This is a genomic window from Chromobacterium subtsugae (genome assembly GCF_001676875.1).
In the GTDB taxonomy this organism is placed as follows: domain Bacteria; phylum Pseudomonadota; class Gammaproteobacteria; order Burkholderiales; family Chromobacteriaceae; genus Chromobacterium; species Chromobacterium subtsugae.
In genome coordinates, this window is the sequence record NZ_JYKA01000025.1 from 13,073 (window position 1) to 25,144 (window position 12,072).

Consider the following 12,072-nt stretch of genomic DNA (forward strand, 5'->3'; position numbering starts at 1 on the left):
ATTTATTTCGTCAAGTTGATTTATTTAATTGCCTTGAAATGACAAATGCTTGCCGGTGGCGGTGGGCCGCGCCATACTCCCGCCTCATGAAATCGCCTGCCGCCAAGCCGGACCCGCTGATGGTGTCCGGAACCAATCTGGAGCACGCCCGTTCGCACAATCGCCGGGCGGTGCTGGAAACCATACGCCGCAATCGGCAGCTTACCCGGGCGGATATCGCCAGAATGACGGCGCTGACGCCGCAGACGGTATCGAACATCGCCGCCGAATTGCTGGAGGCCGGCGTGCTGTCGGCCGGCGAGCCGCTGCGCGACGGCGCGCGCGGCCAGCCGGCCATTCCGTTGAGCATCAACCCCGACGGCGCGTATTCGATAGGCGTGCAGCTGGATCACCAATCGCTGATCGCGGTGGTGGTGGATCTGGCCGGCCAGGTGCGCGCCAGGGTGGAACTGGCGGTGAAGCGGCCGTCGCCGGGGGCGGCGCTGCCCTTGATCGCCGACGCGGCGCAACGGCTGCGGCGCGAGTCTGGCCTGGATTGGAGCCGTTTGCTGGGAATGGGCCTGGTGATGCCGGGGCCGTTCGGCGTGGAGGGCATGACCTCGGTGGGGCCGACCACGCTGCCCGGCTGGGAAAACATCGATGCCGCGGTGCTGAGCGCGGCGCTGGGCATGCCGGTGCTGCTGGAGAAGGATGCCACCGCGGCGGCGATAGGCGAGCGCCTGTACGGCATGGCCAGCCAGCTGCAAAACTTCGTTTACCTGTTCATCGGCACCGGCCTCGGCGCGGGCTTGTTTCTGGATGGCCGCCTGTACGCGGGCGGCCGCCACAACGCGGGAGAGGTCGGCCACATGATCGTGGTGCCGGGGGGGCGCGCCTGCGAGTGCGGCAACCAGGGCTGTCTGGAGCGCTACGTGTCCTTGCGGGCGCTGTACGAGGCGCTGGGGCTGGCGGATGGCGCGCTGGCCACGCCCGAGCACCTGGCGCGGCGGGAAGTGGACGCGGCCGGCGAGGCCTGGCTGGCAAGCGCGGCCGCTCCCTTGCGGCAGGCGGTGAACATCCTCGAATGCCTGCTGGACATCGACGCGGTGGTGATCGGCGGCCTGCTGCCCCCGGCCTGGATGGAGGCGCTGGTACGGCGTCTGGATCCCTTGCCGGTGTCCACCCGGCACCGCGGCGGCGAGCGCCTGCGGCTGGGCAGCGCCGGGCGCGACGTGGTGGCGCTGGGCGCCGCCGCCCTGGCGATTTTCGACGAATTCAATCCGCAGTACGAGGTGTTGCTGAAAAGCGGCCGCGGCTGAACGGGCGGGCCGCTCATTCCTGATATCCGGCAGAGGAGGGCGTGATGGCGCTGCAGTTTCTGTTCAATCATCTGGGGTTTGAAACGTCCGCCGCCAAGCGCGCGCTGCTGCAGGGGCCGGGCGACGCGGCGGTGGACAGCGTGACGGTGCTGGACGCCGAGCGGCGTCCGGTGCTGCGCAGCCCGCTGCATGCTTTGGGGCGCGTGGACGGCTGGCGCGATTGGCACTACTGGCAGGCCGATATCAGCGCGCTGCGGGCGCCGGGCCGCTACCAGCTGTGGCTGGACGGCAGCGCGCCGCCGCTGCTGTCGGCGCCGTTCGAGGTGGCGGATCGGCGCTTCGGCACGCCGTTGCTGTCCGATCTGCTGCACTACTTCAAATCGCAGCGCTGCAGTGGCCTGTACGACCAGGCCGACCGCCAGGCGCGGGTGGAGGGGACGGATGAGCGGCGCGACGCGCGCGGCGGCTGGTTCGACGCCTCCGGCGACTGCTCGAAATATCTCAGCCACCTTTCTTACGCCAACCACCTGAATCCGCAACAGACGCCGCTGCTGGTCTGGAGCCTGGTCCGAGCCCGCCGCGCGCTGTCGGCGCAGCCCAAGTGGTTTGACGAGCGGATGACGGACGAGGCGCTGCATGGCGCGGCCTTTCTGCTGCGCATGCAACACGAATCGGGCTTTTTCTACCAGACATTGTTCGATGGCTGGAGCAAAGACGAAGACCGGCGCAGCCTGTGCGCCTATTCCACCCAGCAGGGGCTGCGCTCGTCCGCCTTCCAAGCCGGCTGGCGCCAGGGCGGCGGCATGGCGGTGGCGGCGCTGGCGGCGGCGGCCGGCTTGTCGCGCGACGGCGACGCGCCGCGCGAGGCGATGCTGGCGGCGGCCAGGCGCGGCTTCGTCCATTTGCAGGAGCATGGCTTGTCCTACCTGGCTGATGGCCGGGAAAACCTGATCGACGACTATTGCGCGCTGTTGGCCGCGTGCGAACTGCATGCCGCCACCGGCGACGGCGATTACGCCGACGCGGCGGCCGAGCGAGTGGCTTGCCTGCTGGCGCGCCAGCATGAGGACGGCTGGTTTTGGCTGGACGACGAGCGCCAGTTCAGTTATTGCCACGCGTCCGATGCCGGCCTGCCGGCGCTGGCGCTGGCGCGTTATCTGGAAACGCTGCCGGATGGACTGTACGCGGCGGAGGCGGAACGGGGCTGGCGGCTGGTCATGCAGGGCGAGATGGCGCGCAGCGCCGTTCAGGAGGGGAACCCCTTCGGCTATCTGCGGCAATGGGCGCAGCGGCCGGGCCGGACGCCGGGGGCGCGCTTCTTCATGCCGCACGACAACGCCAGCGGCTACTGGTGGCAGGGAGAGAACGCCAGGCTGGCTTCGCTGGCGGCCGCGGCCTGGGCGGGCGGCCGGCGCTGGCCGGAGCTGGCACCGCGGCTGCACGGCTACGCGCAGTCAGCGCTGGACTGGATTCTGGGCATGAATCCTTTCGATACCTGCATGCTGCAGGGCCATGGCCGCAACAACCCGCATTACGAGCCCGGCTACTACAACGCCTGCGGCGGGGTATGCAACGGCATCACCGGCGCGCCGGGGGCGGAGGGCGGCATCGCCTTCCTGCTGCCGGAGGAAACCGACATCAGCCAATCGTGGCGCTGGAGCGAGCAATGGCTGCCGCACGGCGCCTGGCTGTTGCTGGCGCTGGCGTTGCGGCAGTGGTTTGACGGCGCGCAATGAGGCAGCCGATTTTCGCCCGCCGCGCTGGCGCGGCCATCAATTGAAATGCAATATGCATAGGTTGGAATGTTTCCAACCCTGCTTCGATGAAGCAGAGCAACTCAGATGGAGCGAAGCGATGAACGGATGGAAAATGGCGGCGCTGGCGGCGGCGGCGGGCTGGAGCATGGCTGCCTCGGCGGGGATAAACGATTGCGGCACCACTTACGCGGTGATCAACAGCGGTTTCGACATGCGCGGCACCAATGGCTCGATCAACTACATCGGCGCCAGCACGCCTAATCAGCTGATGATTTCCGGCAATGTGAACGGCATGCAGGTGACCCGCTACATCGATTTGGTGGGCTTCACCGTCAGCGGCAGCTGGGGCAACCTGGCCGGAGCGGCCTGGCCGGGCGGCGGCATCACCAGCTTGGTGATCAACGGCAAGGAAATGGACATCAGCGGTTGGTCGCACCTGCCGGGCCAAGGGGCGGGCAGCGTGATGACGACGGCCAAGATCGTGTTCGCCGGCAATGTTTCCTTCGGCTATAACAGCGCCGGGGTGGCCAACGCCAATTCGCGCATCAACTACCTGGCACCGTTCCCGGCCGGCGGCGCGCATGCGAACAAGGGCTTGATGCTGGGCGGCACCACTTACAGCAATGGCGTGCCCAATGGCTCGTTCATGGGCGGCTCGGCGATGGATTGCCCTGCGGCCAAGTAGGCGGGGCGGGCTGCAATGAAAAAAGCGGCGGGATGACCCGCCGCTTTTTCGTGCTTGACGCGATTACTGCGCGCTGGTGCGCGGACCGCGGTTGCCTTGGTAGCCGCCTTCGCGGCGTTGGCCCTGGTAGCCGCCTTCGCGACGCTGGCCTTGGTAGCCGCCTTCGCGACGCTGGCCTTGGTAGCCGCCGTTGCGACGATCGCCGTAGCCGCCCGGCTTGCCGTTGCGGCGCGGGCCGCCCTTGGACGGACGACGGGTCGGCTCCATGCCTTCGATCACGCCTTCGGTGATGGAACGCTTCAGGTATTGCTCGATGCGGCGCACCTTGTGCGACTCTTTCGCTTCCGCCAGAGTGATGGCGGTGCCGTCGCGGCCGGCGCGGCCGGTACGGCCGATGCGGTGCACGTAGTCTTCAGCTTGCTTCGGCAGGTCGAAGTTCACCACGTGGGTGATGGTCGGCACGTCGATGCCGCGGGCGGCCACGTCAGTGGCAACCAATACCTTGATGCGGCCGCGGCGCAGGTCGTTCAGGGTGCGGTTGCGCCAGCTTTGCGGCATGTCGCCGTGCAGGCAGGCGGCGGAATAGCCCTGGTCGGCCAGCTTGTCGGCCAGCTCTTCGGTATACGCCTTGGTGGCGGAGAAGATCACGCACTGGTCGAAGCCGGATTCCTTCAGGATGTGATCCAGCAGGCGATGCTTGTGGTTCAGGTCGTCCGCGTACAGCAGGTGCTCTTCGATGGTGCCGCCCGAGGTTTCGGTGCGGGCGATCTCGATGCGCTGCGGATCGCGGGTCATTTTTTCAGCCATGCGGCCGACGATGCCGTCCAGCGTGGCGGAGAACAGCACGGTTTGACGGGTTTCCGGCGTAGCCTTGACGATGGCTTCGATATCGTCGATGAAGCCCATGTCCAGCATGCGGTCGGCTTCGTCCAGCACCAGCATTTCCAGGCGGGAGAAGTCGATGCGGCCAGAGCGCATGTGGTCCATCAGGCGGCCCGGAGTGGCCACGATCAGATCGATCGGGCGGGACAGGGCGCGAATCTGGAAGCCGAAGGAGGAGCCGCCCACCAGGCAGGCGGTCTTCATCCAGCGCAGGTCCTTGCCATATTCCAGCGCGTTCTTCTCAACTTGCTGCGCCAGTTCGCGGGTCGGGGTCAGCACCAGCACGCGCGGGCCTTGGCCCTTGCCGGTGGAGCGTTCCGACAGCTTGGTCAGCGCGGGCAGCAGGAAGGCGGCGGTCTTGCCGCTGCCGGTTTGAGCGGAAACCAGCAGGTCGCGGCCAGCGATGGCGGCCGGAACGGCTTCGGCTTGAACCGAGGTCGGGGAGGTGTAGCCGGCAGCTTCCAGAGCGCGCAGGATGGTCGGGGCGATGCCCAGATCGGAAAAGTTCATGTATATCCTTTCAGGCCGGATGATGCCGGCGTCACTTATAGCCAGATTTCGTGGCGGTTATACGGCGCCTGTGGGCCGTAAATCATCGGCACTAACCTGGCAAGCGGCGAACAGCGGTCCAGTCGAAAGCGACATTATTGCTTGGACGAAGCCTGGAAAGGGTCAGGGACGATGAAAACACACTCGGGCAAGAGGCGTGAGGTTTGGATTTGCCCGGTGAAAATGCAAGAGGCCGGACTGTACGCTAATTTTCGCTCGATTGCAACTATTTTTCGCAATCAGCCTGGGTAAGTGTTTGATTGTTTATGGCTTGCCGATGAGGTTTTTTTAAAAAAAGATTGTCCGTCCACGGAGGGTGCGCCTGGCGCTGGCGATTCGGACGCCGGCCGCTACACTGGACATATATAAAGGCTACCGGGCTACCGGGCTACCGGGCTGGCGGGCCTGGCGATGGGCCGGCCATTCGGCGCGGATAGGCAGGCCGTGTCGCGGCGTTCGCCGCGATGGCGGGGCGGGCATTCATGATGCGAAATCTGGTGCGGTGGTTGTCCGGGCGAGCGGCGCAGGCCCGGCCTGCGGTCGTGTACGGCCTGTCGATGGCCGGCAGCGCCGCGCTGGCCATGGCCGCGCTATTGGCGCTGCAGTGGTGGGCGGCGGACGCCGAATTGTCGGCGCGCGCGCAGTGGCTGGCGCGGCAGTTGGCGGCAGAGCTGGCGCCGGCCGGCGCGGCGCTGCCGAGAGCGGGCGCGGTGGCGATCGATGCGCCCGCCTGCCTGTCCGCGCGCGCGGCATTGACATCGCTGGTCCAGCAGACGCCGCATGCGCGCTACGCGATCCGCCGCCTGCCCGATGGCCGCTGGTGCGGATCGGACCAGGCCCGCTCCGACGCGCTGTCCGGCGAGCGGCCGCTGGAGTGGGCGCGCTCCGGCGCGGGGGCGGCGACGCTGGTGCTGCGCGGCGGCATGGCGGCGCTGGAGCTGGAAACCGGCTGGCTGCGGGCGCTGCTGTCGCAAGCGCGCGAGGCGGGAGTGGATCTGCAGGTGAGGCTGGAGGGCGGGCGCTTGTCCGCCGACGGCGCCATCGTGCCCGCGGGCGGGCATCCCGGCGAGGCGGCGTTCCCGGTGGCGAACCTGGCGGCGGACATGGCGGTGGCGGGAAGCGTCGACGTCTGGGCCTTCGCCAGCCGCAGCTGGGCGGCGAGCCTGGAGGCGCTGCTGCTGTCGCTGCTGGCGGGAGGCATGCTGGCCGCGTGGCTGTTGCGCGGCGCCGGAGTGCGCAATGCCAGCGATTGGGAAATCCTGGAGGGGATACGCCACCAGGAGTTCTTCGCCCATTACCAACCCATCGTCACCGCGGCCAGCGGCGAGTGCGTCGGGGTGGAAATGCTGGCGCGCTGGCGTCATCCGGTGCAGGGCAATGTCCGTTCCGACTTGTTCATCCAGACCGCGATAGACGCCGGCCTGATCGTGCCGCTCACCCGCTACCTGCTGAAGCGGGTGGCCGGCGAGCTGCGCCAGGTGGTGCTGCCGCCGGGCTTCATGGTGGGCATCAATATCGCCAGCGAGCACTTGTCCATGCCGGAGCTGGTCAACGATTGCCGCGAAATGCTGGACATGCTGAACGAAAAGCAGGCGGTGCTGGTGCTGGAGGTGTCAGAGCAGACGCCGCTGCGCGAGGCGTCGGGCGCGCTGGACGTGATTCGTGAGTTGCGCCTGCTGGGCGTGAAGCTGGCGTTGGACGATTTCGGTGCCGGCTATGCCGACAAGGCTTATCTGCAGCGCTGGGGCTTCGATTACCTGAAGGTGGAGAAAGGCTTCGTTTCGGCGCTGGGGCAGGAGTGCCTGCGCGGCAATGTGCTGGACGGGCTGCCGCTGTCATCCGAGGAGATGGGCGTGCGGGTGATCGTCAAGGGCGTGGAGACGCAGGGGCAGCAAAGCTATCTGAACGTGAAGGGTTTCGAGCTGCTGCAGGGCTTCTATTTCGGCAAGCCGATGACGCTCAATCATTTTCGCCAGTGGCTGTATTCCGGCATTGTCGAGGACCGGCGCCACGCCCAGCGCCGCTCGCCGACGGGGCGGCGCGCATCGGACCGGGGCGGCGGCTAGGGCTGGCGGGTTGGGGCGCGGGGCCGTGTTTGTTACAATGCGGCCCTTTTTTGTTTGTAAGGAAGCAGTGGAATGGAGTATGCCGTGCAGCGCTACGCGGCCACCCGGCCTTGGGCCAAGCGGGTGGGCCAGCTATATGTCCAGGCAGCGCAGGTCGCCGAGGCGAGGGCGCAGATGAAGGATGTGATCCGGCGTGAGCTGGAGCGCGCGGCGCAGGTATTCGAGATTCCGCAGTCGGCGATAGGCTGCGAGCTGGCGCTGGCCGAGGCCTGGGGGCATTTCGTCCGCCAGGGCCGGGTGGTGTCGCATTTGCGGGACGCGCTGGCGCTGGCGCTGGGGCAGACCCGGCAGCCGGGCAATCTGCCGGATACGCTGGCCTTGCCGGCCGAGGCGTTCTTCCTGCATGTGCCGGGCGAGGGCGGGGCCTTTGTCGCGCACCAGCCGGAGCGGCGCGCCTTGCTGCTGACCCTGGTGCGGATGGGTTTCGCGCCGGACGGCGTCAACTGGCTGCAGGCCGCCGATCAGGTGGAGGTGGTCCGGGTGGAGTATCCGGGCGAGCTGGCGCCGCAATTGGCCGAGGTGGGCGAGACATGGCATGGCCTGTTGGCGGCGGTGCTCAATGGCCTGGCGATGATGACCCAGCCCAAGCTGGAGCGGGTGAAGGGTTGGGAAGCCGGGGCGCCGGCCGAATGGGTGGCCGCCGCCGGGCATCCGACCTGCGCCAAGACCCGGCAAAAGGCGCGTAGCCAGCTGCTGAAAGCCGGCTTCGGCGAAATCACTTTCTGCGAGGCGGCGGATCTGGCTGCCGGAGCGGACTATTCCAGCCAGGGTTACTGGCGCCGGCAGGCGCTGGGCGGCGACAAGGGCCATTCGCGCCTGGTGTGGGTGGCGCCGCGCTGAGCGCTAATATTCGTTGAGCAGCCGGCGGACCAGTTCGCGCAGCTTGTCGATGTCGAAGGGTTTGCTACAGCAGGCGGCGATGCCGGCGTCTTCCAGTTCGGCCTGTCCGACATGCTCGCTGTCGCTGGTGATCATCAGGATGGGCGCGCCTTCCTGCGTGCCGCTGGCGCGGATGCGCCGCGCCAGCTCCATGCCGTCTATCTGCGGCATGTGATAGTCGGTGATGATCAGCTGGAACGCCTCCTGCTCTATCAGCTGCAACGCCCGCTCGCCGCCGCTGCTCTCGCAAAAGTGTTCGAAGCCCAGCTTCTCCAGCACCTGGCGGATGTGGTGGCGCGAGGTGCTGCTGTCATCGATGATCAGCACGTTCATCAGCGCCATGTCGGCGTCCACTTCCGCGCCCAGGCTGTCGCAGTTGATGAAGCTCATCACCGATTGCATGGCGGCGTGCAGCTCTTCTTCGCTGAACGGTTTGGGCAGGATGGCCAAACTGCCGGCCTGGCGGATGGACTCCAGCCGCTCCTGCTTGGTTTCGCTGGAGATCAGGATGAAAGGGACGTCGTACAGGTCATGGCTGTCGCGCAGCGTCTGCACCAGCTGGCTGCCGGTCATGTCCGGCAGGTGGTAGGCGCTGATCACCAGATTGGGCATGCGCTCGCGCGCCTGCTGGATCAACTCTTCGCCGTTCGGGTGGATTTCGATCTGGGCGGCGCCCAGCGCCTCCAGCGCCTTGGTGATGATCTGGGCCTGGACCGGCGAGGGCTCGGCCAGGGAGATCAGTAATTGTTCTAGAGCCAGCATGCCTCTGCTCCTGCATTGCGCTTTATTGCATTATTGACGGTTTTGGCACGATTTTTCTCATCGGGCAAGCAAAATCCTCAACAAAGCTGATCTGGCGCGGGCGGAAGGCCTTGGCGGCAAGTTTTGCCGCTTGCCGGCGCGGCGTGCGGCGGGGTTTTTGCCGGGGATTGGCGAGAGGCTTTTAAAACAAGGATTTGGGCGCGTCGCGTGGGCTGGCACGCTTTGTGCTTTATCGATGGCCAGCAAGGAGGTTGTTCATGCTAGACAAGATTGCCCACTATTTCGATTTCCAGCAGCGCGCGCTGAATCTGCAGGCCTATCGCGCCGAGGTGATAGGCAGCAACATCGCCAATGCGGAAACCCCGTACTACAAGGCGGTGGATTTCGATTTCAAGGCAGCCTTGCAGGCGCAGCAGGACAAACAGGGCAAACTGGCCATGGCGGTGACCGATCCGCGCCACCTCGCCAGCGAGGCCGGCGGCGTCAACGCCAACGTGCCGATGCAGTACCGCAATGCGGTGCAGCCCAGCCTGGACGGCAACACGGTGGACATGGACGTCGAGCGCGGCGCCTTCGCCGACAACGCCTTGCAGTACCAGACCACGCTGACCTTCCTCGGTAAGCGCATCAGCAGTCTGAATTCGGCCATTCAAGGTTCCGGGAGTTAAGGTTAGATGTCTCTGTCGAATCTGTTCAATATCTCCGGCTCGGCGCTGTCGGCGCAGTCGATGCGGCTCAACGTGGTGGCCAGCAACCTCGCCAACGCGGAAAGCGCCACCAGCTCCACCGGTCAGCCCTACAAGGGCAGGCATGTGGTGTTCACCGCGGTGCCGGTGGACGCGGCGCAGCCGCAGGTGGCCGGCGTGAGAGTCACTTCGGTGGTTGAGGATCAATCGCCGCCGCGGCTGAAGTACGAGCCGGGCAACCCGCTGGCGGACGAGCGCGGCTATGTGACCATGCCCAACGTCAATCCGGTGGAAGAGATGGCCGACATGATCGCCGCTTCGCGGGCCTATCAGAACAATGTCGAAATGATGAACACCGCCAAGAGTCTGCTGCAGAAAACCCTGCAGCTGGGTCAGTAAATTTTATCGCAAGGATGACGGCCATGGCCTCCGCTACCAGTGCAACCTCCCCGTTCAACTACAACTCGCTGAACAACCAGCCCGCTCCGGGCAGCACTTCCGTCCAGGCGGCCAACGGCTCGTCCACCGGCAGCGGCACCGCGGCCGCCAGCGCCCAATCCCTGCAGAACAACTTCCTCACCCTGCTGACCGCGCAGTTGAACGCGCAGGATCCGCTCAATCCGATGGACAACAGCCAGTTGACCAGCCAGATGGCCCAGATCAGTCAGGTCTCGGGCCTGCAGACGCTGAACCAGACCATGCAGCAGCTGGTGACGGCGCAGAACTCCACCCAGTCGCTGATGGCCTCCAGCATGATAGGCAAGAACGTGATGGTGGCGGGCAACGCCCTCACCGCGCCGGCGGCGGGCAAGACCGTGCAGGCCGGCGTGGTGCTGAGCGGCCCGGCCGCGTCGGTGACCATCAGCGTGCTGGACAAGAACGGCAACGTGGTGGATTCGGTTCCGCTGACCAATCCGGGCGCCGGGCTGAACACTTTCAGCTGGGATGGCACCGATTCCAATAAGAACCCGCTGCCGGCCGGCAATTACACCTTTACCGCCAAGGTCACCCAGGCCAGCGCCGGCGGCACCACCACCGCCACCGCCTACAGCAACCAGCAGGTGAAGGCCGTGTCCTGGGCGCAAGGCACGCCGATGCTGGTGCTGTCCGGCAATACGCAGGTTCCGTTGTCCAGTGTTGCGCAGATGTCCTGAAGCACTCTGCCGAAAACAAGCTTAAGTTAAGGAGTAGGAAAAATGGGCTTTCAGCAAGGCTTGAGTGGTCTGAACGCAGCGTCCACGCAGCTGGACACCATAGGCAACAACGTCGCCAACGCCAATACCGTCGGCTTCAAGAGTTCGCGTACCGAATTCGCCGACTTGTACGGCAACAGCCTGTACGGCATGACTTCCACCACGCCGGGCATCGGCACTCAGGTGTCGGCGGTGACGCAGAATATGGGCAGCGGCAATCTGGAGACTACCGGCCGCAGCCTGGACTTGGCTATCAATAACTCTGGCTTCTTCATCATGGGCCTGCCCAACGGCACCCAGGCCTACAGCCGCAACGGCCAGTTCCAGGTGAACAACCAGGGCTACATCGTTAGCACCGCCGGCAACTACCTGCAAGGCTGGACCGCCAACGCGCAAGGCGCGATCTCGCAGGGGCCGGTCGGCAATCTGCAACTGACCAATACCTCCATTCCGCCGACGGCCACCAGCAAGATGAATATGGCGGTGCTGCTGAATTCCGCGTCCACGCCGCCGACCACCGCGCCGATCAACAATCCGGCGCAGCCGTCGTCCTACAACTGGACCAATAACCAGACGGTGTATGACAGCCTGGGCAATTCGCACCAGATGACGTTCTATTACTCGCTGAATACGCCGGTGGCCGGCGCGGGCAATACCTGGACGGTGAACGCCTATGTCGACGGCGCGGCGGCGACGGCGCCCAGCACCTTCACGCTGAGCTTCGACACCAACGGCAACCTGACCACCAACACGCCGTTCAATGTGACCTTCACGCCGCCTTCGGCCAACGGCTCCGCGGCGCCGCAGACCGTGGCGGTGAATTTCGCGCATTCCACCCAGATCGCGCAGAACTTCTTCACCAGCCCGGTGACCCAGGACGGCTCCGCCCCGGGCACGCTGCAGACCATCAATATTTCCGCCAACGGTTTGATCCAGGCTAGCTTCTCCAATAGCCAGACCAAAACCATCGGTCAGGTGGCGCTCGCCAACTTCATCAATCCGCAGGGCCTGCAAGACACCGGCGGCAATCTGTGGACGCAGACCGGCACCTCCGGTCCGGCCACCGTCAACGCGCCGGGCTCCGGCAATACCGGCACGCTGTCGGCCGGCCAGGTGGAGGACTCCAACGTCAATCTGACCAACGAACTGGTGAACATGATCACCGCGCAGCGCTACTACCAGGCCAACGCGCAGACCGTGAAAACCCAGGACACCCTGATTCAGACCCTGCTGAACATCTAATCCAGGTAGAGAC

Annotated in this window: 11 protein-coding genes; 9 read left to right on the plus strand and 2 right to left on the minus strand. The window is 65.7% G+C overall.

All coding sequences use genetic code 11. The features are described 5' to 3' along the window. Window positions 1-86: 86 nt before the first annotated feature. The 3 genes from MY55_RS20550 (at window position 87) to MY55_RS20560 (ending at window position 3,740) form a co-directional block, all read left to right on the plus strand. Window positions 87-1,298 carry an ROK family transcriptional regulator gene (locus MY55_RS20550; RefSeq protein ID WP_080509441.1) on the plus strand — a complete coding sequence of 404 codons (1,212 nt, stop codon included), beginning with the start codon at window positions 87-89 and terminating at the stop codon, window positions 1,296-1,298. 44 nt (window positions 1,299-1,342) lie between these two features. Then, a complete protein-coding gene (locus MY55_RS20555) occupies window positions 1,343-3,034 on the plus strand; it encodes a glycoside hydrolase family 9 protein (RefSeq protein ID WP_244270703.1) in 1,692 nt (563 codons plus the stop codon). Window positions 3,035-3,152: 118 nt separating this feature from the next. Then, window positions 3,153-3,740, plus strand: coding sequence for a hypothetical protein (locus tag MY55_RS20560; RefSeq protein WP_146008334.1), 588 nt, complete (start codon window positions 3,153-3,155; stop codon window positions 3,738-3,740). Between the two features lie 63 nt (window positions 3,741-3,803). Here MY55_RS20560 and MY55_RS20565 read toward each other — a convergent pair whose 3' ends face one another. Continuing rightward, window positions 3,804-5,132: a DEAD/DEAH box helicase gene (locus MY55_RS20565; RefSeq protein WP_080509442.1), complete on the minus strand. Its 1,329-nt coding sequence runs from the start codon at window positions 5,130-5,132 to the stop codon at window positions 3,804-3,806. Between the two features lie 521 nt (window positions 5,133-5,653). On the opposite strand from MY55_RS20565, the gene MY55_RS20570 reads away from it, so the two are divergent. Both MY55_RS20570 and MY55_RS20575 read left to right on the plus strand, forming a co-directional pair. Further along, complete coding sequence (locus MY55_RS20570; RefSeq protein WP_155419469.1) at window positions 5,654-7,237, plus strand: EAL domain-containing protein; 1,584 nt, start codon at window positions 5,654-5,656, stop codon at window positions 7,235-7,237. 72 nt (window positions 7,238-7,309) lie between these two features. Further along, entirely contained in the window at window positions 7,310-8,137 is an 828-nt protein-coding gene (locus MY55_RS20575) for a hypothetical protein (protein WP_043581131.1), read from the plus strand. A gap of 3 nt (window positions 8,138-8,140) precedes the next feature. Here the strand turns inward: MY55_RS20575 and MY55_RS20580 are convergent, their stop codons facing one another. Continuing rightward, a complete protein-coding gene (locus MY55_RS20580) occupies window positions 8,141-8,938 on the minus strand; it encodes a response regulator (protein ID WP_047257565.1) in 798 nt (265 codons plus the stop codon). 257 nt (window positions 8,939-9,195) lie between these two features. Between MY55_RS20580 and flgB the strand changes: the two genes are divergently transcribed. The 4 genes from flgB to flgE are packed head-to-tail and all read left to right on the plus strand — an operon-like array spanning window position 9,196 to window position 12,059. Then, a complete protein-coding gene (flgB, locus tag MY55_RS20585; protein WP_043581136.1) occupies window positions 9,196-9,606 on the plus strand; it encodes a flagellar basal body rod protein FlgB in 411 nt (136 codons plus the stop codon). 6 nt (window positions 9,607-9,612) lie between these two features. Further along, window positions 9,613-10,023 (plus strand): flagellar basal body rod protein FlgC, encoded by a 411-nt coding sequence (gene flgC, locus MY55_RS20590; RefSeq protein WP_043581138.1) that lies wholly within the window; start codon window positions 9,613-9,615, stop codon window positions 10,021-10,023. 23 nt (window positions 10,024-10,046) lie between these two features. After that, entirely contained in the window at window positions 10,047-10,778 is a 732-nt protein-coding gene (locus MY55_RS20595) for a flagellar hook assembly protein FlgD (RefSeq protein ID WP_167595314.1), read from the plus strand. A gap of 42 nt (window positions 10,779-10,820) precedes the next feature. Continuing rightward, window positions 10,821-12,059, plus strand: a complete 1,239-nt coding sequence (flgE, locus tag MY55_RS20600) for a flagellar hook protein FlgE (protein ID WP_043581140.1) — start codon at window positions 10,821-10,823, stop codon at window positions 12,057-12,059. Window positions 12,060-12,072 lie beyond the last annotated feature (13 nt).